The 25724-nt window shown below is 37.0% G+C and carries 22 protein-coding genes, 1 other RNA gene and 1 other annotated feature; of the genes, 18 read left to right on the plus strand and 5 right to left on the minus strand.

Annotated elements, in window-relative coordinates; all coding sequences use genetic code 11:
• Nucleotide 1 precedes the first annotated feature (1 nt).
• The gene (tgt, locus tag ACOI1D_RS00585) at nt 2–1141 is read left to right on the plus strand and encodes a tRNA guanosine(34) transglycosylase Tgt (protein ID WP_422498329.1); all 1140 of its coding nucleotides are present in this window, start codon (nt 2–4) and stop codon (nt 1139–1141) included.
• Between the two features lie 15 nt (nt 1142–1156).
• Nucleotides 1157–1420, plus strand: a complete 264-nt coding sequence (gene yajC / locus ACOI1D_RS00590; protein ID WP_422498330.1) for a preprotein translocase subunit YajC — start codon at nt 1157–1159, stop codon at nt 1418–1420.
• A gap of 245 nt (nt 1421–1665) precedes the next feature.
• Here the strand turns inward: yajC and ACOI1D_RS00595 are convergent, their stop codons facing one another.
• Nucleotides 1666–2046, minus strand: a complete 381-nt coding sequence (locus tag ACOI1D_RS00595; RefSeq protein WP_422498331.1) for a TIGR04086 family membrane protein — start codon at nt 2044–2046, stop codon at nt 1666–1668.
• Between the two features lie 74 nt (nt 2047–2120).
• The gene (gene spoVB / locus ACOI1D_RS00600; RefSeq protein WP_422498332.1) at nt 2121–3671 is read right to left on the minus strand and encodes a stage V sporulation protein B; all 1551 of its coding nucleotides are present in this window, start codon (nt 3669–3671) and stop codon (nt 2121–2123) included.
• A 123-nt stretch (nt 3672–3794) separates the two neighbouring features.
• On the opposite strand from spoVB, the gene ACOI1D_RS00605 reads away from it, so the two are divergent.
• The 8 genes from ACOI1D_RS00605 to dtd all read left to right on the plus strand — a co-directional run bounded on the left by ACOI1D_RS00605 (nt 3795) and on the right by dtd (nt 14336).
• The gene (locus ACOI1D_RS00605; protein ID WP_422498333.1) at nt 3795–4085 is read left to right on the plus strand and encodes a post-transcriptional regulator; all 291 of its coding nucleotides are present in this window, start codon (nt 3795–3797) and stop codon (nt 4083–4085) included.
• 47 nt (nt 4086–4132) lie between these two features.
• Nucleotides 4133–6403, plus strand: coding sequence for a protein translocase subunit SecDF (gene secDF / locus ACOI1D_RS00610; protein ID WP_422498334.1), 2271 nt, complete (start codon nt 4133–4135; stop codon nt 6401–6403).
• Nucleotides 6404–6715: 312 nt separating this feature from the next.
• Nucleotides 6716–7900 carry an IS200/IS605 family element RNA-guided endonuclease TnpB gene (gene tnpB, locus ACOI1D_RS00615; protein WP_422498335.1) on the plus strand — a complete coding sequence of 395 codons (1185 nt, stop codon included), beginning with the start codon at nt 6716–6718 and terminating at the stop codon, nt 7898–7900.
• Between the two features lie 145 nt (nt 7901–8045).
• The gene (locus ACOI1D_RS00620) at nt 8046–8387 is read left to right on the plus strand and encodes a LapA family protein (protein WP_422498336.1); all 342 of its coding nucleotides are present in this window, start codon (nt 8046–8048) and stop codon (nt 8385–8387) included.
• 136 nt (nt 8388–8523) lie between these two features.
• Nucleotides 8524–10851 (plus strand): single-stranded-DNA-specific exonuclease RecJ, encoded by a 2328-nt coding sequence (gene recJ / locus ACOI1D_RS00625; RefSeq protein ID WP_422498337.1) that lies wholly within the window; start codon nt 8524–8526, stop codon nt 10849–10851.
• The gene (locus tag ACOI1D_RS00630) at nt 10841–11353 is read left to right on the plus strand and encodes an adenine phosphoribosyltransferase (protein WP_422498338.1); all 513 of its coding nucleotides are present in this window, start codon (nt 10841–10843) and stop codon (nt 11351–11353) included. The genes recJ and ACOI1D_RS00630 overlap by 11 nt, the downstream gene beginning before the upstream one ends.
• A gap of 302 nt (nt 11354–11655) precedes the next feature.
• A complete protein-coding gene (locus tag ACOI1D_RS00635; protein WP_422498339.1) occupies nt 11656–13860 on the plus strand; it encodes a RelA/SpoT family protein in 2205 nt (734 codons plus the stop codon).
• A gap of 29 nt (nt 13861–13889) precedes the next feature.
• Nucleotides 13890–14336, plus strand: a complete 447-nt coding sequence (gene dtd / locus ACOI1D_RS00640) for a D-aminoacyl-tRNA deacylase (protein WP_422498340.1) — start codon at nt 13890–13892, stop codon at nt 14334–14336.
• A 49-nt stretch (nt 14337–14385) separates the two neighbouring features.
• Here dtd and ACOI1D_RS00645 read toward each other — a convergent pair whose 3' ends face one another.
• Nucleotides 14386–15447, minus strand: a complete 1062-nt coding sequence (locus ACOI1D_RS00645) for an N-acetylmuramoyl-L-alanine amidase (RefSeq protein ID WP_422498341.1) — start codon at nt 15445–15447, stop codon at nt 14386–14388.
• A gap of 106 nt (nt 15448–15553) precedes the next feature.
• On the opposite strand from ACOI1D_RS00645, the gene ACOI1D_RS00650 reads away from it, so the two are divergent.
• From ACOI1D_RS00650 to ssrS, 4 genes are all read left to right on the plus strand, one after another.
• A complete protein-coding gene (locus tag ACOI1D_RS00650) occupies nt 15554–15727 on the plus strand; it encodes a hypothetical protein (protein ID WP_422498342.1) in 174 nt (57 codons plus the stop codon).
• 46 nt (nt 15728–15773) lie between these two features.
• Nucleotides 15774–15996 (plus strand) — a binding site (T-box leader).
• Nucleotides 15997–16110: 114 nt separating this feature from the next.
• Entirely contained in the window at nt 16111–17400 is a 1290-nt protein-coding gene (gene hisS / locus ACOI1D_RS00655) for a histidine--tRNA ligase (protein ID WP_422498343.1), read from the plus strand.
• Nucleotides 17400–19175, plus strand: a complete 1776-nt coding sequence (gene aspS / locus ACOI1D_RS00660) for an aspartate--tRNA ligase (RefSeq protein WP_422498344.1) — start codon at nt 17400–17402, stop codon at nt 19173–19175. The genes hisS and aspS overlap by 1 nt, the downstream gene beginning before the upstream one ends.
• 109 nt (nt 19176–19284) lie before the next feature.
• A non-coding RNA gene (gene ssrS / locus ACOI1D_RS00665) (6S RNA) lies at nt 19285–19468 on the plus strand.
• 87 nt (nt 19469–19555) lie between these two features.
• On the opposite strand, the gene ACOI1D_RS00670 is transcribed toward ssrS, so the two are convergent.
• Entirely contained in the window at nt 19556–20233 is a 678-nt protein-coding gene (locus tag ACOI1D_RS00670) for an RsfA family transcriptional regulator (RefSeq protein WP_422498345.1), read from the minus strand.
• Nucleotides 20234–20330: 97 nt separating this feature from the next.
• Entirely contained in the window at nt 20331–21614 is a 1284-nt protein-coding gene (locus ACOI1D_RS00675) for a replication-associated recombination protein A (RefSeq protein WP_422498346.1), read from the minus strand.
• Nucleotides 21615–21837: 223 nt separating this feature from the next.
• On the opposite strand from ACOI1D_RS00675, the gene cymR reads away from it, so the two are divergent.
• From cymR to ACOI1D_RS00695, 4 genes are all read left to right on the plus strand, one after another.
• Entirely contained in the window at nt 21838–22257 is a 420-nt protein-coding gene (cymR, locus tag ACOI1D_RS00680) for a cysteine metabolism transcriptional regulator CymR (RefSeq protein ID WP_422498347.1), read from the plus strand.
• A gap of 27 nt (nt 22258–22284) precedes the next feature.
• Complete coding sequence (locus ACOI1D_RS00685) at nt 22285–23427, plus strand: cysteine desulfurase family protein (protein ID WP_422498348.1); 1143 nt, start codon at nt 22285–22287, stop codon at nt 23425–23427.
• 408 nt (nt 23428–23835) lie between these two features.
• Nucleotides 23836–24948, plus strand: coding sequence for a tRNA 2-thiouridine(34) synthase MnmA (gene mnmA / locus ACOI1D_RS00690; RefSeq protein ID WP_422498433.1), 1113 nt, complete (start codon nt 23836–23838; stop codon nt 24946–24948).
• Between the two features lie 99 nt (nt 24949–25047).
• Complete coding sequence (locus ACOI1D_RS00695) at nt 25048–25722, plus strand: tetratricopeptide repeat protein (RefSeq protein ID WP_422498349.1); 675 nt, start codon at nt 25048–25050, stop codon at nt 25720–25722.
• Nucleotides 25723–25724: the final 2 nt, after the last annotated feature.

A 25724-nucleotide genomic window follows, 5' to 3' on the forward strand; every position in this document is an offset into this window, starting at 1 on the left:
AATGACATCAATTACGTATGAATTAATAAAGACGTGCAAACAAACAGGTGCACGGTTAGGTAAAGTCCACACGCCACATGGCTCATTTGATACGCCTATGTTTATGCCAGTAGGAACCCTTGCAACGGTAAAGACAATGAGCCCAGAAGAACTAAAAGAAATGGAAGCAAAAATAATTTTGTCCAACACGTATCATTTATGGCTGCGACCTGGTGAAGACATCATTCGAGAAGCTGGAGGACTGCATAAATTCATGAATTGGGATAGACCCATTCTTACCGATTCTGGAGGATTTCAAGTTTTTAGTTTGAGTAAAATTCGTGACATCAAAGAAGAAGGAGTTCATTTTCGCAGTCATATAAGTGGTGAAAAATTATTTTTATCACCTGAGAAAGCGATGCACATTCAAAATGCATTAGGTTCAGATATTATGATGGCGTTTGATGAATGTCCTCCGTATCCTGCTTCATATGATTATATGAAGTCTTCTGTTGAACGTACATCAAGATGGGCAGAAAGATGCTTAGAGGCACACCAAAACCCTTCTACCCAGGGTTTGTTTGGAATTATTCAAGGTGGTGAATATGAGGAGCTACGGAAGCAGAGTGCTCAGGATCTGACTTCATTAGACTTCCCTGGCTACGCAATTGGTGGATTATCAGTAGGCGAACCAAAAGATATCATGAATCGAATGCTTGAGTATACAACACCACTTATGCCATCAAATAAACCACGTTATTTAATGGGGGTTGGTTCACCGGACTCACTGATTGATGGTGCGATTCGTGGAATTGATATGTTTGACTGTGTCTTGCCTACTCGTATTGCTCGTAATGGGACATGCATGACATCTAATGGTAGACTAGTTGTTCGCAACGCAAAATATGCTAGGGATTTTTCACCTATAGATGAAAATTGTGATTGTCATGTTTGTAAAAACTATACAAGAGCTTATATCCGACATTTAATTAAATGTAACGAAACATTCGGATTTAGACTTACTACTTATCATAACCTCCATTTTCTGTTAAAATTAATGGAACAAGTGCGAAAAGCTATAAGCGAGGATCGTCTTGGGGATTTTAAAGAAGCATTCTTTGAACAATATGGGTTGAATAAGCCGAATGCTAAGAACTTCTAGAAAGGGGGGAAAAAGATGGATACATTGTATAGTCTGCTTCCAATAATATTAATGTTTGTAATTTTTTACTTCTTGTTAATACGTCCGCAACAAAAGCGTCAAAAACAAGTTAAACAAATGCAAGCTGATCTGAAAAAAGGTGATTCAGTTGTCACGATAGGTGGCCTTCATGCTGCAGTTCATGCGATTGATGAGTCAACCGTTGTAATTACAGCTGACGGAGCGAAGTTTACATATGACCGTTCTGCTATTCGGGAAGTTAGTAATTCCTCTGAATAATAGACACATAGTATATTAACGTTTCGTAGTACAAGCTGCTGATAGCATATTTGTAACTTGTACTACTCCTGAATTGAAAAAGAAGTTGATGCTTTATATGCATCAACTTCTTTTTTTGCAGGTAAGAAAGTATAAATCCTTTCTTACTGCATAAGTACAACTTAGACTTTCGCCATTAAGGCTTGGCGATAAGCCAAGTTTTCTAAGATTATTAAACATGTAAATGTGCCACGGTAAAGTATTAATTATTGCTCACTTCCTCCAACAGCATTTACGCCGATTACGCCTCCTAAAACAGCTACCAGAATGTATCCTAAATGATTAAAAGATTGTTCTAATGAAAATGTTTGCTCATACCCTAGATATTGAACTGCAAAGGTAAACAAAGTAAATCCCAGACCAGTAATACAGCCAATAAACAGTCCTTTTTTCTTACTTTTTGTTCCTGCTACAATTCCTCCGATGAATAATGTTATTAATCCAACTATAAGTGTTACCCATGATAAAGCAGGCTCATTTAACGGTGTGAATCTCAATAACAGGGCAATAACCATACTTGAAATAAAAATTAGTCCAAGTATTACAATCCACCCATACATTAGTGCCACAAACTGTTGTTTCCCCATTCTACTTCCCCCTAGTTAGTCCATTTACTGTCATTTTATTCACGTTTTTTTAAAATAGACGAACTATATTTCAATTATAACCATTTAGCAAAGATAGGAATTTGCTTTAATTCTTCTTTCGTTACAAACCGTAGTATGAAAAGTAAGGCGATATAAATAAGTATTAAGACCAGAAATATTCCTGCTAAAGAGAATAAATTGGAATCGATAGATGTATAAATATCTCTTAATATATGGCCAAACCACCATGTAAGTGTCAGTAGACTTACCATTTTCACTATATCTATAAAAGGGATAGAAAATTTTATTGCTTTTTGTAGACTAGCTAGATGCAATAGCGTTACTAATACTACTCCTACAATCATGGCAAGTGCTACACCAGTAATTCCAAATCTGGGACTGGAAGCTAACATAAACAATGCAATGAATTTTATTATCGCTCCAATAAGGCTGTTCCACATAGCAGGTTTTGCCAGATCCAACGCTTGTAGTGCGGCCTGAAGTGGGGCTTGTATATAAAGCAGGATGAAAAAGGGAGCCATCAGTATAAGGAAGCTACTGGCATCATCCGACCCATACATATAAAATAAGATAGGTCCTGCAAATAAAGATAAAACGATTGTTGCTAGTGCTCCTGATGCAAAAGAAATACGAAGGGATTGATGGATTCGGTAATGGATTAATGTTTTGTTCCGATTAGCTCCTGCCTCACTAATTGAAGGTAATAGCGCGATGGCTAAAGACTGTGTAATAAAAGTTGGTAGAAATAAAAGTGGTAATACATATCCTGTAAGTTGTCCATATTGCTCAGTCGCCAGTTTGCTGGCGACACCAGCAATGGCTAGGCTTTGCGCAACGATTATAGGTTCAAGAAAGTATGAAATTGATCCAATCATCCTGCTGCCTGTACTTGGCAGGGCTACTGAAAATAGTTCAGTTAACGTGTCCTTGCTTGATTTCAAGTAACTAAAAAACCGGTAACGTATTTTTATTACTTTTCGACGTTTAAAGATGTAAATAATGAAAGCTAATGATACAATTTCACCCAGGGTAACACTAATCATGGCACCAGCTGCTGCATACTCAATTCCATAAGGAAGAAGTAACTTAACAAACAGTGCAACACAGCTTATCCGTACAATCTGCTCAATAACCTGCGAATAACTCTGAGGTTTCATATCCTGAAGCCCCTGAAAATAACCACGAATCACGGAAGAAACGGCAACAATTGGTATAATGGGACATATGGCAAGTAAAGGATATACAGTACGACTGTCTGTTAGCAAAGATGTAGCAATGTATGGGATAATAAATACTAAGAGAATAGACATTAGTATACTTGTACACCCAGTAACAATTAATGAAACAGTCAGTATTTTTTTGATTTTATCCTGATCGTTGACAGCATCTGCTTCAGCCACCCTTTTTGAAATTGCAACAGGTAACCCGAACTGCGTAATGGTTATGACCAAAAATAGAGTTGGAAGGGCCATCATGTATAGACCAACACCCTCTTCACCCATTAACCGTGCTACGACTATACGATTTATAAAACCTAACAAACGCGTAATCATTCCTGCTATAATTAAAATGATTGTACCTTGTAAAAAAGTTTGTTTGGTCATATTAAAAACCCTGCCTTCTCAAATAATAAAATTTAATATACAATGATATATATGCATTAGATGTGTCCAAGCATGACAAAAGATAGAATTGAGTCTTCTTTTTAGAAAACAGGAGGAAATGCGTTGGAAATAATACGAAGTGTGAACGAGTGGAAAAAGACTATGGAACCTGCTTTGTTAAGCAAAGTGCATGAATTTAAAACAATGGGATATTCAAAATCTTCAACTGAAGATATATGGGGATGTCTCGTACAAAAGGTTTGGAAAGGCAATCCTTCCAAAAGGCTGCACGAGGTGATTCAGGACGTTTTTCATCTTCCGGCAGCTACATATTTAAGTTATTTAACCGTTAAAGCTTATGAAGATGATGACTTAATGGCCTCCATACAGGCAGTAACGAAAATGAATAACTAGCAAAAAAGGATAAGTAAAACACAAAGAGAAAGGGAGGCAATTTTTAAATGAAAAACAGAGGTAAAATTGTTGCCTTTTTTCTAATCGTTATATTATTTGCTGCAACGATTGGAACAACGGTGACAGGCATAACAAAAGATATAAATTTAGGATTAGATCTTCAAGGCGGGTTTGAGGTATTATATAAAGTTGAACCAGTTGAAGAAGGAACCGAAGTAGATCGGGAATTACTAGAAGCAACAGTGAGAACACTAAATGAACGAGTTAATGGACTCGGTATTAGTGAAGCAACTATCAATATTGAAGGTGAGAATCGTATACGTGTACAGCTAGCTGGTGTAGAGAATCAAACCGAAGCTCGTAAAATGTTGTCCACATCTGCTAGATTGTCGTTTCGTGATGTAAATGATAAGGAATATATGAATGGAAATGATATTAAAGGCGGAAGTGCACAACAGGACTTTCATCCGGATACCAATGCACCAATTGTCACGCTAGAAGTAAAAGACGCTTCTAAGTTTAGAGAGGTTACAAGCAAGATTAGCCAAATGAAAATTCCAGAAACACCTTATGAAGATAATCTATTAGTAATTTGGATGGATTACCAGGAAGAGAATTCATTTGCTGAAGAATATAAAAAAGAAGATCCAAAATACATATCTGCTCCACAGGTAGATGAACCGTTAAACACTTCAAGTGTAATGATAAGCGGCGATTTCACAGTCGAATCGGCACAACGATTGGCAGATATTATAAATGCTGGTTCATTACCTGTTGATCTAATTGAAAAATATTCAACGTCAGTGGGTGCACAGTTTGGTGAACAAGCTTTAAATAAAACAGTATTTGCGGGGATTATTGGTGTCGGAATTATTTTCTTATTTATGATCGCTTATTACCGTTTTCCTGGTGTTATTGCTGTAATCAACTTAAGTATCTATATATACCTGATCTTGGTTGTCTTTGAATTATTAAATGGAGTTTTAACATTATCTGGGATAGCGGCATTAATACTGGGAGTTGGTATGGCTGTTGATGCGAATGTTATTACAAATGAACGTATTAAAGAGGAACTCCGTTCTGGTAAATCAGTTTCAGCTGCCTTTAAAGCTGGTAATAAGAACTCTTTATCTACAATCTTTGATGCGAATATCACAACCATCTTAGCAGCAACAATATTATTTATATTTGGGACAAGCTCAGTTAAAGGGTTTGCCACCATGTTAATCATTAGTATATTAGTTAGTTTTGTTACAGCAGTTTATGGATCAAGAATTTTGTTGGGATTATGGGTAAAAACGAAATTTTTACGTAATCGACCATGGTTGTTTGGAATAAAACAAAAAGATATTCAGGATATTAAGGATAAAACAGAAAGAGAACCTACTATTTTTAATCGGGAAGTTGACACTGTAAAGCACCGTAAAAAGTTTTTCCTAGCATCCAGCATTATGGTGATACTTGGTGCAGTTTCGTTACTATTTTTCCAACTGAATCCCGGAATTGATTTCACTAGTGGATCAAGAATAGAGGTATTGTCAGAGGATAGTGTAACAACTAAAGAAATTAAGGCTAGTTTAACTGAGCTAGAATTAAAAGCGGAATCAGTAGTCCTAGCGGGAGAAAATAATGAGATTGCGGTTACACGCTACGATACTGTTTTAGATCAAGATAAAATTGCGGAAGTAAAAAGTTATTTTATGGAGAAGTATGGAAATGAACCAAATGTAAGTGTAGTTTCTTCAATTGTAGGGGAAGAGCTTGTCAAAAACGCTCTATATGCAGTTGGAATTGCAATTATAGGAATGATCATTTATGTTGCATTCCGTTTTGAGTTTTTCTTTGCAATAACGGCTATAATCGCACTACTTCACGATGCATTTTTCGTGATAGCGATATTTAGTTTGTTTCGAATCGAGTTTGACATTACAATCGTAGCAGCAATTCTAACGATTGTTGGTTATTCGATTAACGATACAATTGTTACATTTGATCGCATTCGGGAAAATTTAATTAAAGAGAAAAGGGTTAAGTCTGCGAAACAACTCGCGATCATTGTAAATCGCAGTTTAGTCCAGACGTTCACACGTAGTATTAACACAACCTTTACAACGATGATTGCAGTTTTTGCTTTCCTATTCTTAGGTGCAGCTTCAATAACTGGATTCGCTATTGCGCTCGCAGTAGGACTTATTGCAGGAACATACTCATCACTTTTCTTAGCATCCCAATTATGGTTGATCTGGAGAGGGAAGATGATAAAAGAAAAGCCTGTTGTCTTTGAGAAAAAGAAACGAACAGAAGGACCACAAGTATAAGATTTGAAGTGGGCTAGCAATCGTAAAACCCCCGATTCATAGTGAACGGGGGTTTTATCGTTTTCAGGCAAGAAGACCCCTTACTCAAGGAATGTGAAGGGTTTAAGCTCAATGAGTAGGGTGGGGATGAATTGCCTTCAGACAAGGGATAGCTTTTTGCTATCTCAATTGTCCGACCTAATAAATATTTTGACAGGTAAGAAAGTATAACTTCTTTCTTACTGCATAAGTGCAACTAAGTGGCCATAAAGGCATTGGCGATAAGCCAAGTTTTCTAATATTTTCTTTTCTTAAAATAATTAATGTGGTATAATGCAAACAAACGTTCCTTTCGGAGGAGTGGAAATCACGTTAACCCACAAAGCCTATAAATTTCGAATCTATCCAAATAAGAAACAAGAAATTCTGATTACAAAAACGATTGGATGTACCAGATTTGTTTTTAACCATTTTTTAGCGAAATGGAATACCTCCTATAACCAAACGGGTAAAGGATTAACATATAATACATGTTCGAAGGAATTACCATCACTTAAAAAAGAACTCGTCTGGCTAAAAGAGGTGGATAGCATTGCCATTCAATCCTCGTTAAAAAATCTGGCGGATTCCTACACGCGATTTTTCAACAAGCAAACGAAACCACCACGTTTTAAATCCAAGATGAACACCATTCAATCCTATACAACAAAACAAACAAACGGAAATATTGCCATCGTTGGTAACAACATTAAATTGCCGAAACTGGGCTTTATTCGCTTTGCGAAAAGTCGTGAGGTAAAAGGTAGGCTGATTAGTGCAGCAGTTAGACGAAATGTAAGTGGTACCTATTCTGTCTCCATTATGGTTGAGATAGAAGTAGAAAAGCTCCCTAAAACAGGTTCATCTGTTGGGATAGATGTCGGACTGAAAGACTTTGCTATTCTGTCGGATCAGACGGTATATAAAAATCGAAAGCATTTCTCTACCCTGGAAAAGAAATTAGTGAAGGAACAACGCATTCTGTCAAGACGCCAAGGGTTAGCTTTAAAACGAAAAAACAAGTTGTATGAAGCAAAGAATTATCAAAAACAAAAGCGGAAAGTAGCACGCATTCATGAGAAAATAGCCAATGCTCGAACAGACTACCTGCACAAAATCTCTACTGAAATTGTCAAAAACCACGACATTATTGGTATAGAGGATTTGCACGTATCGAATATGCTGAAAAACCACAAATTGGCAAAAGCAATTAGCGATGTAAGCTGGTCACAATTTCGTACCATGCTTGAATATAAAGCAACATGGTATGGAAAGCAGGTTGTCATAGTGGCAAAATACTTTTCTTCCAGTCAATTATGTTCACATTGTGGCTACCAAAATAAGGACGTTAAAAATCTTGCATTGCGTGAATGGGTTTGCCCATCTTGTCAAACACAACATGATCGAGATTTGAACGCAAGTATCAATATTCACAATGAAACAATTCGATTAACCGCAGGAACTGTGGAGATAGCCTAATAAAATAACTGGTGGTTACATTAGTGTTCTTAGGAATCCCCCACTTCAATCAAATCGTAAGATTGATAAGTGGTGGGTAGTTGAAGATTACGATAGGGAAAGAAAGGGTAACTTATAAATAATAAGACTAGTAGGAGGTTATTTAATGAAAGGTCAAACATCCGTTATACTTGCCATTATATTTGTTATTATTGTAGCCATTTTTGCAGTAATAAATGTTGATCCTGTTGAAGTGAATTACTTGTTTGGTACAGGGGAAGCCCCTTTAATCTATGTAATTTTATTTTCAGTGTTAATGGGTGGAATAATTACAGCTGCTGTAGGGATTATCAGAGTGTTTCGGCTGCAAAGAGAAATTAAGTCCTTACGTAAAGAAAACGTTAAATTAAAGGATGACACAGCTTCAATTCAACAAGAACAGGATAATCTAAGTAATGATAGTACTGAAGGTGAATCAGAAAATAATACTCAGGAAAAGCCTTTTTAACACATGTTAGAAAAATTGACTTATCGCAAAACGCTTGTTGTGTTTAAATAGTAAAGAAAAACCTGTAAATGGATAACTAATTCTAATTGCTACCCTTGGCTCTCTTTTGTATAATGGGAAGGTCAGGGGTGAATTTATGTTAAAAAGTAAAGCGGTTTGGAAATTTACTGAAAATAATACAGATGAAGTACAATGGGCGGGTGACACACCGGATTTGTCTCCTGTTATAAAAGAATTATTGGTACAACGTGGAATTACCACTTCAGATGAAGCAATTGAATTCCTGACCCCCACTATCAACAATTTGTATAATCCAGAGGATCTGTTGGGTATGGATGTTGCAATTGAGCGGGTACATAAAGCAATTGAAAAAAATGAAAAAATTCTCGTGTTTGGAGATTATGACGCAGACGGGGTTAGTTCTACGACTCTGTTAATGCTAGTATTACAGGAGCTCGGAGCTGACTGCGATTATTATATACCAAATCGGTTTTCGGAAGGTTATGGTCCAAACGAACAAGCATTTTCACACGCAAAAGAACAAGGATTCCAATTAATAATTACGGTAGATTGTGGAATAACATCCGTTCAGGAAGCAATGTTAGCCGAAGAGCTTGGAATCGATTTAATTATAACTGATCACCATGAACCACAAAATGAATTACCTCAAGCATTATCTATTTTACATCCAAAGTGTTCTCCCACATACCCTTTTAAAGAGTTAGCGGGTGTTGGAGTAGCTTTTAAATTTGCCCAAAGCTTATTAGGATATTTTCCGGAACATTTACTGGATTTAGTTGCTATTGGTACAATTGCCGACTTAGTTCCCCTGGTAAACGAAAATAGGATCCTTGCTTACCATGGTTTGAAGACTCTATCACGATCAAAGCGACCAGGGCTTAAAGCATTAAAGAAACAATGTAAAATTGAAGGAAATGTAACGGAAGAAGATGTTGGTTTTTTGATAGGACCACGAATAAATGCAGTTGGCAGGTTGCAAGATGCTGGATTGGCTGTTGAAATGTTAATGACTGATAGCGAGGAAGAAGCTGAACACCTTGCAGAAATGGTTCAAGGATTAAACCAAGAGCGACAGCAGATTGTGAATGAAATAGTTATAGAAGCGGAATCACTAGTTGAGGAAAGTGACGCAAAGGGTATAACGATTGTAGCAAAAGAAGGTTGGAATGAAGGGGTACTAGGAATAGTAGCTTCGAAGCTAGTACGGAAGTATGACCGACCAGCAATTGTTCTGGCAATCAATAATGAAGATGGCTCTGCTAAAGGTTCTGCACGAAGTATTCCTGCATTTGATTTGTTTAAAAATTGTATGGAAGTTAGAGACTACTTCACTCGATTTGGTGGACATTCGCAGGCTGCTGGAATGACATTACCAGTTGATAACATACCCTTATTACAGCAAAAGTTATCAGAAATAATCACTGAACAACTTTCAGATGACGATTTTAAGCAAAAGATTATAATAAGCAAAACACTTTCAATAAAAGAGGTTAATGAAGAACTGGTTAATGAAATCAATCAGCTTGCTCCATTTGGAATGGCTAATCCAAAACCAACCTTTCACGTAAAACAATTTCCTGCAAGCGTTCGTCAAATAGGTTCAATGCAAAATCATTTGAAACTACAGTTTAAACATGACGCATTATCCTTAGACGGAATTGGGTTTGGACTAGGTGATACATTTCCGTTCATCACCGAAAAAAGTCAAATCTCAGTGGTTGGAGAAATTGGAATTAATGAATGGAATGGAAACAGAAAAGCGCAAATGGTAATAAAAGATTTACAAATAGAAGAACCGCAGCTTTTTGATCACCGTGGAAAAAAACAAATTGATATTATGCCATTTGTAGGTAACACGAATAACTATTTGGTTATAGGCAATGATGTTGAAAACCGTATTAAAGAGTGTCCAACTAATCTTGCCAATGAAACATATAAATCAGACCATAGTAAAGTTGAAACCATTTTTTTGTTTGATTTACCAGATGACCTTGAAGATCTTAGTAAAACAGTACGGTTGGCACAGCCAGAAAATATCCATGTATGCTTTTATTTGAGAGACAGTAACTATCTTAAATCATTGCCTACAAGAGCAGACTTTAAGCAATTTTATGGATTAATAAGTAAACGGGGGTATTTTGATATACGAAAAGATCTAGCTTCCCTTATGAAGGTACAGGAATGGTCTGAAGAAAGAATTAGATTTATGTTAAATGTGTTTTTTGAATTGGAATTTGTTATTATAGAGAGTGGACTTGCTAAACCGAGTCCCAACCCGATAAAAAAAGAGTTGCAGGAATCAAAATTATATCAAAAACGAATTAAACACAGTGAAATTGAAAAGAAACTTTATTATTCGAATTATAATGATTTAAATCAATGGTTTCGGAGCTTAATAGAAGGTGTGGACATTCCCAAGGAGGAGCTTACCTATGGATTATAAGAAGTATATAAAAATAGTGGAAAACTGGCCGAAAGACGGTGTTCAATTTAAAGACATCACCCCTTTAATGGATAATGGTGTGGCATTTAAGTCAGCGGTTGATGAAATTGTAGAATTTGCAAAAGAAAAAGAGATAGATATAGTTGTGGGGCCTGAAGCAAGAGGATTTATAATTGGTTGCCCTGTATCATATGCATTGGAAATCGGCTTCGCACCGGTGAGAAAAGAAGGAAAACTCCCACGTGAAGTAATTAAGGTAGATTATGGTCTAGAATACGGCAAAAATGTTCTCACTATTCACAAAGACGCTATTAAACCGGGACAACGTGTGTTAATTACCGATGACCTGCTTGCAACAGGAGGAACTATTGAGGCTACCATAAAACTAGTAGAAGATTTAGGTGGCATTGTAGTAGGCTGTGCATTTTTGATAGAGCTTACATATTTAGATGGACTTAGTAAATTAGATGGTTATGATGTATTAACGTTGATGCGCTACTAACAACACAATTAAATTCATGATACAATGGTCTGACGATACAACCATTATTCGTCAGGCCTATTATTTATACATCAAGCTTGATTGTCCTGTTCATGACAGGTAAGACCTTTACTTTTCTAATAAATAGGTTGCTATCTAAGGCATATTAGTAGATTATAGGTATATATTAAATATTTGTCCTATTTGATCGTGCTATTTTTATGATGAACTAATAATTATGTTAATGTGTTTTATATAAAATAAAGTTTTTCGAAGCTAAATTTTCAAGATTTATATTCCCTCATTGAATTAAGGTGATCTAGATGGCTAAAGATGATATTTTAACAAGTGAAGACGTAATTAAAAAAGCGCGTAGATATTTAACTGAGGAAGATGCAGCGTTTATTCGGCGTGCATACGAATTTGCTGAAAAGGCTCATTCAAATCAGTTTCGAAAATCTGGTGAACCCTACATTATACATCCAGTTCAGGTTGCTGGTATTCTGGTTGAACTGGAAATGGATCCTGAAACAATTGCTGGTGGATTCCTACATGATGTGGTTGAAGACACAGATGTCACGTTGGAAGATTTAGAATCTAATTTCAATCGTGAAGTCGTTATGCTGGTTGATGGTGTTACGAAACTAGGTAAAATTAAATATAAATCAAAAGAGGCAATTCAAGCTGAAAATCATCGGAAAATGTTTGTAGCCATGGCTAAAGATATTCGTGTAATTTTAATTAAGCTTGCAGACCGGCTACATAATATGCGTACATTAAAACACCTTCCAGGAGAAAAACAACGGAGAATTTCAAATGAAACATTAGAAATTTTTGCACCATTGGCACACAGGTTAGGAATTTCTACCATAAAATGGGAATTGGAAGATACTGCACTAAGATACTTAAACCCACAGCAATATTACCGTATCGTACAACTAATGAAACAAAAAAGAGATCAACGTGAAACGTATATAAAAGATGTAATGGATCAGGTTAATAAACAGGTAGAAGAAGTAAATATTGATGCAGATATTTCTGGTAGACCCAAACATTTATACAGTATATACAGGAAGATGTCTAAACAGAATAAGCAATTCACTGAAATTTATGATTTGCTTGCAGTTCGGATAATTGTGGATAGTATTAAGGATTGCTACGCAGTGCTCGGAATTATTCATACCTGCTGGAAGCCAATGCCTGGCAGATTCAAGGATTATATTGCCATGCCAAAGCCAAATCTATACCAATCTCTGCACACTACTGTAATAGGTCCAAAAGGTGATCCTCTCGAGGTTCAAATACGAACGAAAGAGATGCACGAGATTTCAGAGTACGGGATTGCTGCACATTGGGCGTATAAAGAAGGACGTCAGTTAAATAAAGACAAGAAATCCTTTGAAGAGAAGTTAACCTGGTTCAGGGAAATTTTAGAATGGCAAAATGAAACACATGACGCTGAAGAATTCATGGAATCTTTAAAGGTAGATCTGTTTTCCGATATGGTCTATGTGTTCACACCTAAAGGTGATGTAATTGAGTTACCATCTGGGTCAGTTCCACTCGATTTTGCTTACCGAATTCATACAGAAATCGGGAATAAAACAATAGGAGCAAAAATCAACGGGAAGATGGAACCACTTGATTATCAGCTTAAAAATGGAGATATTATTGATGTTATGACTTCTAAGCATTCCTATGGTCCTTCTCAAGACTGGCTAAAGGTTACGCAAACATCACAAGCGAAAAACAAAATCAAACAGTTTTTTAAAAAACAAAGTCGCGAAGAAAACATTATTAAAGGAAAAGAATTGGTGGACAAGGAAATCCGTGCATTAGATATCGATCCTAAGGAAGCTTTAACACAGGATAATTTGCAACGTATCTACGAGAAATTCAATTTCACTAACGAAGAAGATATGTATGCAGCAGTGGGTTATCAGGGTATTACTGCTGCATTAATTGCTACTCGACTCACAGATAAAATCCGCCAAACAAAATTGAAGGAACAGGATTTAGCTCAAACACTAGAAGATGTGAAAACTGATGTTAAGGCAAATAAAGCAAGTAAACGTGATTCAGGTGTTAGAGTTGAGGGAGTCGACAATTTACTGGTTCGTCTTTCAAAATGCTGTAATCCAGTCCCTGGTGATGATATTGTTGGCTATATTACTAAAGGTCGTGGGGTATCTGTGCATAGAACAGACTGCCCTAATGTTCAAACCGAGAACGCTAAACAACGATTTTTACATGTGGAATGGGAAACAAATCAAAGTGATAAAAAGCAACAGTACCATGTTGACTTGGAAATATCCGGTTATGACCGACGTGGACTACTAAATGAAGTTTTACAAGCTGTAAATGAAACTAAAACAAATATTACACAAGTAACAGGCCGTTCTGATCGAAATAAAATGGCTGTTATAAATATAACTATTCTTATTCATGATACTAATCACTTAAGAAGAATAGTCGAACGGATCAAACAAATTAAAGAAGTTTATACAGTATCTAGAACAGTGCAGTAACGGTATTAGTCTGAAAAGGAGTTATACTAATGAGAGCAGTTATCCAACGCGCTGTCAATGCTAGTGTAACTGTTGACGGTGAGGCAATAGGAAAAATTGACAATGGGCTAGTTTTGCTATTGGGTGTTACACATGAAGATACAATTGACGATGTAAACTTTATTGTTAATAAAATAGTGAATCTCCGAATATTTGAGGATTCAAACGAAAAAATGAATCTGTCACTAAAAGATGTCAATGGGGAAGTATTATCTATATCTCAATTTACTTTATATGCAAGCACACAAAAGGGAAGACGTCCCAGTTTTACAGACGCAGCTAAAGCTGAGCATGCTGATAAGATGTACAAGGCTGCTAATCAATTAATTAGAGAAAATGGTGTTACAGTTGAGACAGGTAGGTTTGGGGAAATGATGAATGTTCAACTTACCAATGTTGGGCCAGCTACATTTATTCTAGATAGTAACGACAAATGAAAAAGGGATCCATTCGTCTTAAACGAATGGATCCCTTTTTTTCACCAACCTATTTATTTGCAAAGTATTTAAGCAATCCATTAACCATTCCCTGAACCAGTTTTTTCTGATAGGCGTCAGTTTGAAGAAGCTGTTCTTTTTCTTTGTTGGATAAAAACCCAAGTTCTACTAAGATAGCAGGCTTAAATGTTTGTCTGATAACAAAGTAGTCCCCAAACGTGAATTTACGGTCATTAGCGTTTGTTTCTTTAATTAATTCTTTTTGAACGTAAGCTGCAAGTTCTTTATTTTGATCGTGATAATAATAGGTTCCAATACCTGTTACATTCGGTAATTCAGGTGTACTGTTATAGTGAATACTAATGAATGCATCAGTTCCAGCAATGTTTGCATAACTTGATCGACTACCTAAAGAAATAAATTCATCTTCTGGCCGAGTTAAAATAACGTTTGCTCCCAAAACAGTCAATTCCTGCTTTAACTCCAATGAAGTTCTGTACGTATAATTCTTTTCGTAGGTCCCACTTACTCCAATTGCTCCAACGTCTCGACCACCATGCCCTGCATCAATTACAATGGTCTTATTTTCAATGCCTGATGAAGTAGTTTCGGTTTCATCTTGTATGAATTGTTTTTTTAAGAAGCCTTGCAAATCTTTGTTTTTCACTTCGTACCATTCTTCTGTTTCACCTAAAACTTCAAAGGTAGTCCCTTTATCAGCGTAACCAGTAATTTCGTATTGTGTCGCTGGTCCACTTCTAAGGTGCGTATTATCATAGGACAGAATTACCTGGTCTATTGTTGGTTTGTTGGTTGAAACTTCTATTTTATCAGCTGAAGCACCACCTTCACGAATTGAAATGTAGTCTGTAACCACCCAACCAGTCGTTGAATCCAATTGTATTTCAACCCAATTATTTTTCTGCTGCAGGATTGTGTATGTTTCATTTGCATGAACTTCCATAATTTCCTCATAACTTTCACCTGGGCCGTTTCTAACATTTAAAACTTCCGTATTAATAACAGCTTCTTTTGCTTTGACTGGGCTGGTCATTGCAGTTAAAACTAAAAGTAAACTTATGCAAAGACCTAACAATTTAAACCTGCGCAAATCTATTTCCCCCTAAATGATAGTAAAACAAATATGTATCTTTCTTTATTTTAATAGAAATAATGTAATTAGGCAAAGATAGGTTTATACTGGAGGTAATAAAAAAATGAGAATGAGTGAAATGCAACGAAAAACTTCAACAAATAAAGACATACATGACGTTAATTTTCATCGATTTATGGAACTGCATGATCATACAAACCATATGGAAATGGCTATGGAATTAGGAATAACTTTAGGTGAAGTGAATCAGCTAAAGAAAAAAGTAAATCGTACTTGACATTGTAATCGGATGCTATTATGATTATAATCATTCTATCATAAATAATGAACCGTTTGAGGGAAAAAGTAGTTAAGTGAATAGTTGGTCAGAGAGAAAATGTCGCGAGGCTGAAAACATTTTTACAATACTAACTTAATGAAAGACATTCCTTAGGATCTTAATTGAAAAATATTTTAGGTTAAGACGTTTTGCAGGCGTTAACTGTGAAGAGTGGGTGTAACTGTACACCAACTAGGGTGGCAACGCGGGTAACTCTCGTCCCTTTTTTATATTGGGATGGGAGTTTTTTTGTATTGATAAAGAAAAGAATGCCGATCTATGGTAATACTAGAAATAGTTTTATCTTCAATTTTACATATGAAGTCAAAAGGAGAGATAACATGAACATAAAAGCACCACGCGGAACGGTAGATGTTTTACCTGAAACGGCGCAAAAGTGGCAGTATATAGAAAGTGTTTTAAAATCTGTATGTGAAAGATTTAACTTTAGTGAGATTCGGACCCCTTTATTTGAGCACACGGAATTGTTTCAACGGGGTGTTGGCGACTCAACAGATATCGTTCAAAAGGAAATGTATACATTTGAAGATCGTGGTGGCAGAAGCTTAACTTTACGCCCGGAAGGAACTGCATCTGTTGTAAGAGCTTTTGTAGAAAATAAATTGTTTGGTTCGCCAATACAACCCGTAAAACTGTTTTATTTTGGTCAAATGTTCAGGTATGAACGTCCACAAAAAGGTAGAATGCGTCAATTAAATCAATTTGGTGTTGAGGTTATGGGCAGCGCAGACCCCGCGGTCGATGCTGAGGTAATTGATTTGGCTATGACATGCTATAAGCAACTGGGGCTAAAATCATTAAAACTTGTTATTAACAGCCTGGGAGATACGGAGAGTAGAATAGCGTATCGTGAAGCATTGATACAAAACTTCTCGCCACATAAAGAAGAATTATGCGAGGATTGTCAAACCCGTCTGACTCAAAATCCACTACGCATATTGGATTGTAAAAAGGATAGTGATCACCCCGCAATGGGGACAGCGCCATCTATGGTTGATTATTTAAACGAGGAATCAAGCGATTATTTTGAAAAGGTTAAGAAATACTTAGACGTAATGGACATTTCATATACTGTGGATAAAAATCTTGTACGTGGGTTAGATTATTATAACCATACAGCATTTGAGATTATGAGTGAGGCTGAAGGGTTTGGCTCTATCACTACACTGGCTGGAGGCGGTCGGTATAATGGTTTAGTAGAAGACTTAGGGGGACCTGACACACCTGGAATTGGGTTTGGAATGGGAATTGAAAGACTTCTAATGGCTCTTGAAGCTGAAAAATTAACTGTACCGGTAGATGATGAGTTAGATTGTTTCTTTGTTGCCTTTGGTGAAAAAGCAGAAGCAGAATCTGTTCGTCTTGTACATGTCTTGCGTGAAAATGGTGTCCAGGTCGACCGTGATTATCAGGGACGCAAAATGAAAGGACAATTTAAAGCTGCAGATCGTGTTAACGCAAGGTTTGTTCTTGTTTTGGGTGACCAGGAAATAGAAAACAACGTAATTAATGTAAAAGATATGAAAAGTGGCGATCAGAAAGAGGTAGCTCTATCAGATATCGTATCTTATATGAAAACTATAACACTAGGTAAGGGTGGCAGATCATAATGGGAAAAGTTACACGAAGTTTAGCTGGATCACTGGGTTCAGATCATATTGACCAGGAGGTACTTCTTAAGGGATGGGTACAAAAAAGACGTGATTTAGGCGGACTTATTTTTATTGACTTACGTGATAAATCTGGTGTTGTTCAAATTGTTTTTAACCCAACGATTTCTGAAGAGGCATTAACCATTGCTGAATCAGTTCGGAGTGAATATGTTGTTGAAGTAAAAGGCCAGGTAGTAAAACGTGACAAGTCAACAGTAAATGAGCTGATGACAACGGGAGAAATAGAGGTAGTTGTTCAGTCACTGGAAATACTAAATAAATCAAAGAACCCTCCATTTCTAATCCAGGACGAGACTGATGTTGCTGAGGAATTGCGTTTGAAATATCGGTATTTGGATTTGCGGAGAAGTTCCTTGCAGGAAACATTTAAATTACGTCATCGTACAACCCAAGTTATACGAAACTACTTAAATGACCATGAATTTTTAGAAATGGAGACACCAATCCTAACAAAGAGCACTCCAGAGGGAGCTCGAGATTACCTGGTTCCAAGTCGTGTCCACGCTGGTGAATTTTATGCTTTGCCACAGTCACCACAGCTCTTTAAACAGCTGATTATGGTGTCCGGATTTGAGAAATACTATCAAATTGCCCGTTGTTTCCGAGATGAAGACTTACGTGCAGACCGGCAGCCTGAATTCACACAAATTGATATAGAGACGTCGTTCATGTCAAGTGATGAAATCATGGAAATGACTGAGAAGATGATGCAAAAAGTTATGATGGAAGTGAAAGGACTTGAGCTTTCTCTACCATTACCAAGAATTAAATACCAGGATGCAATGGATCGCTATGGTTCAGATAAACCGGATACACGCTTTGAAATGGAACTTGTTCATGTCTCTGATGATGTGAAGGATTCTTCGTTTAAAGTATTTCAGAATGCGGTTAGCACGGGAGGAAAAGTTGCATTACTAAATGCAAAAAATCAAGCATCAAGTTATTCAAGGAAAGATATTGACAAATTAACAGAGTTTGTCAAGGTTTACGGAGCAAAGGGTTTAGCTTGGTTAAAGGTTGAAGAAGGTGACTTGAAAGGGCCTATTTCAAAGTTTCTATCTGCTGAGGAAGTAAAGGCTATACGTAATAAATCAGACGCTGTCGATGGTGATTTACTACTCTTTGTAGCTGATAAGTCTTCTGTCGTCTATGATAGTCTAGGTGCGTTGCGATTGAAATTAGGAAAAGAAATGAATGTAATTGATGAAAATAAATTTAATTATTTATGGGTTACAGACTGGCCATTGTTGGAATATGATGAGGACGGTGAAAGATATCATGCTGCACACCATCCATTCACCATGCCGATGGATGAGGATGTCAGCAAACTGTCAACTGACCCTGGAAATGTACGTGCTAAGGCATACGACCTAGTGTTAAACGGTTATGAGCTTGGTGGCGGTTCTCTCCGTATTTACCAACGCGCCCAACAAGATAAAATGTTTGAAATACTTGGCTTTTCTCCTGAAGAGGCACAGGAACAGTTTGGCTTTTTATTAGAAGCGTTAGAATATGGTGCCCCGCCACATGGTGGAATTGCACTCGGATTGGATAGAATCATTATGCTGTTAGCTGGCCGTTCCAACCTTCGTGACACTATTTTGTTTCCGAAAACAACATCTGCTTCGGATCTGTTGACGGATGCTCCTAGTGAAGTAGCAAGCAATCAGTTAGATGAATTATCTATTCAGTTAAACAAAAAAAATGATTAAAAAATGGAAATGTAACGTTTTTGTAATGAATGTAATCGAATTTTCACAATAATCAATATTGATTAAAAGGATTTCTTGTGATAAGATTATCTTACATGAAAGAGGGCATGAAGTCCTGATGTGTACGTTTATAAAAATGTTTTGACCGAACATTTTTATATATGGGAGCTCGTTTGTTTCTGTATTGCGTGCAAGCCTTTTACAAAGAGGAAGTATAATAGGTACAGAACAAGGCACCCACCTGCTGGAGCAGGATCAAAACAAAAATAGTAGACGGCACAATTGGGATTAAATGTCTACATACTGAAAAAAGGCTATGACACTATTTATATATTAGTGTCATAGCCTTTTTTTTTAATAGATGTATAGCTTACTTCAGGTTAATTACTTGTGCCATTAGCAACTTGCTGTAAGTTTCCATTTTTGTCCATTCGGAAAGCTGGTGTTTTTGTAGGTCCTTGATCGTCTAAAACCGTCATTTTTCTAGCACGTTCCATTATCTGAATGAATACTTGGTAGTCTTCTTGAATCGTGCTTAGTTGTTTTTCGGTAACAGTTAATTTCTTTCCTAATTCAGTAACGTGATTTCTTAATCCTTGATTCTCTTTTTCTAGTCGTTCCAGAGAAGCCTTTGATTGATTAGATGTCTGATTTTCCTTTTTAACCTGTTTTAAATAGCCAATTACCAGGTCCATTGACATATACGACTCTGTTTGTTGTGCGGGAATGTTACGTTCAATGTTATTTTCATTTACAGGTGTAGTCTTGCGTTCTAATTGAACAACTGGTTGGCTAGAACTTTGACTCTGAGATTGCACTGCAACTGCTCTCTTTTTTTCTTTCCGTTGTCTTTTTGCAAGGTCAATAGCATGATCATACTTATTTCTTACCTCAGCATTCCATCTGAATCCACAAGCTGCGGATGTTCGATTTAAATGATCACCAACCTCTTCAAAAGCATTTAATTGTGTACTGCCCTCACGTATGTGACGAAGAACTGTTTCTGCTAAGAGCAAATCATCTTCATGAGACCATGCATCCTGTCTAACTTTAACCACTATTTTCAGCTCCTTTAACTACGGCAACTAGATTTATTTAGTGTACATCTTTATATGTTAACTAGTTTGACCGATAGTAAAGGGAATTATACCTAACTTACTTGCTATTATTTTTGTCTTTTTGAATTTTATCATATACTTGTTTCATAGCTTGCTCAAACTTACCTGTGTTCTTAGGTTTATAGTATTCTTTTTTACGCAATGTATCTGGAAGATATTCTTGATTTACCCAGCCGTTTTCATGATTGTGAGGATCTTTATAATTAACTCCTCTTCCCATACTCTCAGCACCACTATAATGTGAGTCTTTAAGGTGAAGTGGTATCTCGCCACTTTTACCATTTCGAATATCAGACAGTGCTGCATCAAGAGCTTTGTAAGCTGTATTGGATTTGGGTGACAGGCAGAGTTCCACGATTGCTACTGATAGCGGTATTCGTGCTTCTGGAAACCCTAATCGTTCAGCTGCCTGTACTGCAGCAACTGCACGAGGCCCTGCTTGCGGATTGGCTACCCCGATGTCTTCATATGCACAAACGATCATTCGTCTTGCTATACTTTCCAGGTCGCCTGCTTCTATTAGTCTCCCTAAATAATGAAGTGCGGCATTTACATCGCTACCCCGAATAGATTTCTGAAATGCTGACAAAACATCATAATGTGCATCACCATTTTTATCGTGTGAAAAGCTTTTCTTCTGCATGCATTCTTCAGCAATACTTAATGTAATGTTAACCTCATCATTATTGTCCTTAGGGGTAGAGTATACTGCCAGTTCCAGTCCGTTTAGTGCAGACCGTAAATCCCCGTTTGCAGCGTGTGAAAATTGCTCTACTGCTTCGTCAGTGATGGTGACCCGATAGTTTCCTAGACCTTTGTCCATATCATCCAAGGCTCTATTTATAGCAATCTTAATATCTGGTGGAGTTAATGGATGTAGTTCAAATAAGTGACATCTGCTACGAATAGCTGGGTTTATGGAGTGGTATGGATTACTCGTTGTACACCCAATTAATGTTAGTAGGTCACTCTCTAAGTAAGGTAACAAGAAATCCTGTTTTGCTTTGTCTAATCGATGTACCTCATCAAGAACCAACACGACTTGCCCAGTCATTTTAGCTTCCTCTACAACAATTTCCATATCTTTTTTCTTATCTACAACAGCATTTAACATTTTAACGGGAATGTTTAAACTTTTTCCTAATGCTACTGCCATGGATGTTTTACCAGTACCAGGTGGACCATATAGAATCATAGAAGCTAGACGGCCAGATTGAATCATGCGGTTGACTATTTTGCCTTCACCGACAATATGTGTTTGGCCAATTATTTCAGAAATGTGAGTTGGTCTCATTCGATATGCTAATGGCTTTTGTTTCATAGGTACCATCCTTTTTATGTGGTTTGTGTTTCATGCAATACATGCACTATTCATGCTATAATATCATGTGTGAATAACAATTCCTTGTAATAAGTTAACATAAATTGTTTAAATTCTACTTTTTTCGGCTTGTTCAAACTGTACTGACTGTCTTTTCAACTGATTTGTCGACCTTTTGAACACGTGCTTTGAAAGTAGTACAATATTAATAGAGGTGTAAAGCATGAAGATTTCTACAAAAGGACGTTACGGTTTAACCATTATGATTGAACTTGCTAAACAATATGGGCAGGGACCCGTTTCCCTAAAATCTATAGCACGTGATAAGAATTTGTCTGAACATTATTTAGAACAATTAGCGTCACCATTACGAAATGCAGGTTTGGTTAAGAGTGTACGTGGAGCATACGGCGGCTATATGTTAGCTTCTGAACCAAAAGTAATAACAGCTGGTGATATTATTCGAGTTTTAGAAGGACCAATTACGCCTGTCGAGGGCATTGAAGACGAAGATGCAGCAAAACAGGCATTGTGGTTACGCATTCGGGACGCCGTTAAGGATGTATTGGACACCACTACATTGGAAGACTTAGTACAACATGACAATGATCAACATCATGAATCTTATATGTTCTATATTTAGTAAACGATTAGGAAGGAAATGTTTAAGATGAATAACATCTATTTGGACCATGCTGCTACAACTCCTATGGCTAAAGAAGTAATTGAAGCAATGATTCCTGTCCATTCTCAAGTTTTTGGGAATCCATCGAGTATCCATTCGTTTGGTAGACAAGCAAGACAAGTGATGGATCAGGCCCGAGTCGTATTTGCTAAAAGTATCCATGCAGATGAAAAAGAAATTTTTATTACAAGTGGTGGAACTGAGGCCGACAACCTTGCGATGATTGGAACTGCGCTTGCTAATCAACAAAAGGGCAATCACATTATAACAACGGTACAGGAGCATCATGCAGTTCTACATGCAGCAGAGCATTTAGAAGAAATAGGATTTGAGGTAACCTATTTACCTGTATACAAAGACGGGAAAATTTCGATAGGGGATTTATCAAATGCACTGACTGACAGTACAATAGTAGTGTCGATTATGGCAGTCAACAACGAGACAGGTATTACTCAACCAATAAAGGAAATTGGAGAGTTGTTAAAAAATCATCAGGCTAATTTTCATACGGATGCCGTTCAGGCGTATAGTCACCTTGAAATAGACGTTAAAAGAGATAATATTGACTTGTTGACAGTAAGTTCTCATAAAGTCAACGGACCAAAAGGCATCGGTTTTCTCTATATTAACAAAAATGTTCAAGTCAATCCTTTGCAGTTTGGGGGAGAACAAGAACGTAAACGCAGGCCTGGTACGGAGAACGTTGGCAGTGTTGCAGGGTTTCAACGCGCGGTTCAATTGCTGATGGATAGAAAAGACGAACGGAACAAAACTTATTCGAATTATAAGATGATTTTTTTGGATACATTAAAACAAGAAGGGCTTAGCTTTGAAATAAACGGAGCACAAGCAGACCTTGTTCCTTCAATAGTCAATATCAGTTTTCCTGGAACAAATGTTGAAGCATTGTTAACTAACTTCGATTTATCTGGTGTGGCTGCTTCAAGTGGCAGTGCATGTACTGCCGGTTCGATTGAGCCTTCACATGTACTGAGTGCAATGTACGGTGCGGAGGATGCCCGTACAACTAATTCGATTCGATTTAGTTTTGGTCTTCATAACAACCAAGAAGATATTAAGGAAGCAGCAAAACGTATTGCTTCAATTGTAAAGCGCCTAACTGTTTAAACGGAAACTTCCTTAGAAAACTTGGCTTATCGCCAAGCCTTAATGGCGAAAGCCTTAGTTACACTTTTGCAGTAAGAAAGGATTTATACTTTCTTACCTGCTAAAAAAGAGTTTTGATACAAAATCTATAAGCTGCAACGTAACAGCCGGATTGATTTCCACTGCGGGCAGTCGCTTTCCGCGGGAACGGCTTCAGACTCCTCGCGGAAAACCGCCGCTGTGGGGTCTTCAGACACGTGCTGTTCCCGCAGGAGTCGACTGCCCTCCGCTCCAATCAATCAGATGAATGGTCGTTTGTTTAGCGGTAAACAATGTCGCAGTTTGTATCAACTACGAAGATTAAAAGGAAACAAAACTTACAAAAAAGCCTAAAAAAATAAACAGGCGGTGACAAATAAAATGGAAAAAATCAAAGAAAATAAAGATATCCGTGTAGTGGTAGGAATGAGTGGAGGTGTCGACTCATCAGTAGCAGCATTATTATTAAAAGAACAAGGCTATGATGTGGTAGGTATTTTCATGAAAAACTGGGATGATACGGACGAAAGTGGCTTTTGTACCGCTACAGAAGACTATGACGATGTTGTGCGTGTATGTAACCAAATTGGTATTCCGTATTATGCAGTGAATTTTGAGAAACAATATTGGGACAAAGTGTTTACTTATTTCTTAGAAGAATACAAAGCTGGGAGAACACCTAACCCGGATGTTATGTGTAACAAGGAGATAAAGTTTAAAGCGTTTTTAGATCATGCAATTTCTTTAGGTGCTGATTATTTGGCAACTGGGCATTATGCACAAGTAAGAGAAAACAATGGTGAATATGAGATGCTTCGTGGTGTTGATGATAATAAAGACCAAACATATTTTTTAAATCAACTTACACAAAACGTATTGGAGAAAGTTATGTTTCCTTTAGGTCACCTACCAAAAAAAGAAGTCAGGAAAATTGCAGCTGAACACAATCTAGCGACTGCAACCAAGAAAGACAGTACTGGCATATGTTTTATCGGTGAACGAAATTTCAAAGAATTTCTAAGTGAATACTTGCCGGCACAGCCCGGTAAAATGAAAACATTAGAAAATGAAGTGAAAGGGAACCATGAAGGTCTAATGTATTACACAATTGGCCAACGCCAGGGTCTTGGGATTGGTGGTTCTGGTGATGCATGGTTTGTTGTAGGGAAAAATTTAAATGAAAATGTTTTATATGTTGAACAAGGATCTGAAAATGAGCATTTGTATTCAGAAAGTTTAATTGCTACAGATTTAAACTGGATTACCACAAAAAATCTCGGAAAAACATTTACCTGTACTGCAAAATTCCGTTATCGTCAAAAGGATAGTAAAGTAACAGTAGCCATCCTTGATAATGGTAATGTCCACGTTAGCTTTAATGATAGGCAACGGTCTATTACGCCAGGCCAGGCTGTAGTGTTTTACGATGGGGAAAAATGTCTTGGTGGAGGAACAATTGATCAAGTGATTAAAAATAATCAAGCAATTAGCTATGTTGTATAGGTAAAGAGGTATTGAATTTATTAAAAAGGATCTATGTTCCACTGCACATGGGCAGGATCCTTTTACTAACAATATTATTTGAAAAGTGTGGTGTTGAAAATGGAAAAAATGCAGCAAGCAATTGAATACATGCAGGAGCAAAAATTCGAAGAGTCTGCAAAACTTTTTACTGAAATTATTGAAGAACAACCTGACAACCCAATCGGTTACATTAACTTTGGTAATTTATTAATTCATCTGCACGAACTACCTCGTGCGCAACGTTTTTTCGAAAAAGCAATTGAACTGGATGAACATGCTGCAACTGCTTATTATGGTCTGGGAAATGTGTATTTAGAAGAGTCGGTCTATCCTAAAGCACAGGAAAACTTTCAAAAAGCAATTGAGTTAGGCTTAGAAGAGGGCGATGTTTATTTCATGTTAGGAATGACACTTCAAAGTCAGCAGCAAATGAAGCTTGCATTACCTTATCTGCTTCGAGCAACAGAATTACAACCAACAGATGATGAAATTGCTTTTCAGTATGCTTTAACCTTAGCACAAAGTGATCATTTAAAGGAGGCGAAGTCGGCTTTTGAAAACGTGCTAAAACTTAATAAGGAACATAGCGATGCGTATTACAATTTAGGAGTAATAGCGCTTTATGATGATCAACTGGATACAGCTATCAATCACTTTGATGACGCTTTGTCTATCCAGGAGGATCATAAGTTAGCAGCAAATGCTAAAGAACAAACACAAATGATAATTGACCAAAACCGAAACCAAAAGTGAGA

The organism is Virgibacillus sp. DJP39 (genome assembly GCF_049310925.1).
In the GTDB taxonomy this organism is placed as follows: Bacteria; Bacillota; Bacilli; order Bacillales; family Amphibacillaceae; genus Virgibacillus_F.

Coding starts and splice junctions, on each gene's coding strand:
- tgt (WP_422498329.1), top strand. CDS start 2: ATGACATCAATTACGTATGAATTAATAAAGACGTGCAAACAAACAGGT.
- yajC (WP_422498330.1), top strand. CDS start 1,157: ATGGATACATTGTATAGTCTGCTTCCAATAATATTAATGTTTGTAATT.
- ACOI1D_RS00595 (WP_422498331.1), bottom strand. CDS start 2,046: ATGGGGAAACAACAGTTTGTGGCACTAATGTATGGGTGGATTGTAATA.
- spoVB (WP_422498332.1), bottom strand. CDS start 3,671: ATGACCAAACAAACTTTTTTACAAGGTACAATCATTTTAATTATAGCA.
- secDF (WP_422498334.1), top strand. CDS start 4,133: ATGAAAAACAGAGGTAAAATTGTTGCCTTTTTTCTAATCGTTATATTA.
- tnpB (WP_422498335.1), top strand. CDS start 6,716: ATGCAAACAAACGTTCCTTTCGGAGGAGTGGAAATCACGTTAACCCAC.
- ACOI1D_RS00620 (WP_422498336.1), top strand. CDS start 8,046: ATGAAAGGTCAAACATCCGTTATACTTGCCATTATATTTGTTATTATT.
- recJ (WP_422498337.1), top strand. CDS start 8,524: ATGTTAAAAAGTAAAGCGGTTTGGAAATTTACTGAAAATAATACAGAT.
- ACOI1D_RS00630 (WP_422498338.1), top strand. CDS start 10,841: ATGGATTATAAGAAGTATATAAAAATAGTGGAAAACTGGCCGAAAGAC.
- ACOI1D_RS00635 (WP_422498339.1), top strand. CDS start 11,656: ATGGCTAAAGATGATATTTTAACAAGTGAAGACGTAATTAAAAAAGCG.
- dtd (WP_422498340.1), top strand. CDS start 13,890: ATGAGAGCAGTTATCCAACGCGCTGTCAATGCTAGTGTAACTGTTGAC.
- ACOI1D_RS00650 (WP_422498342.1), top strand. CDS start 15,554: ATGAGAATGAGTGAAATGCAACGAAAAACTTCAACAAATAAAGACATA.
- hisS (WP_422498343.1), top strand. CDS start 16,111: ATGAACATAAAAGCACCACGCGGAACGGTAGATGTTTTACCTGAAACG.
- aspS (WP_422498344.1), top strand. CDS start 17,400: ATGGGAAAAGTTACACGAAGTTTAGCTGGATCACTGGGTTCAGATCAT.
- ACOI1D_RS00675 (WP_422498346.1), bottom strand. CDS start 21,614: ATGAAACAAAAGCCATTAGCATATCGAATGAGACCAACTCACATTTCT.
- cymR (WP_422498347.1), top strand. CDS start 21,838: ATGAAGATTTCTACAAAAGGACGTTACGGTTTAACCATTATGATTGAA.
- ACOI1D_RS00685 (WP_422498348.1), top strand. CDS start 22,285: ATGAATAACATCTATTTGGACCATGCTGCTACAACTCCTATGGCTAAA.
- ACOI1D_RS00695 (WP_422498349.1), top strand. CDS start 25,048: ATGGAAAAAATGCAGCAAGCAATTGAATACATGCAGGAGCAAAAATTC.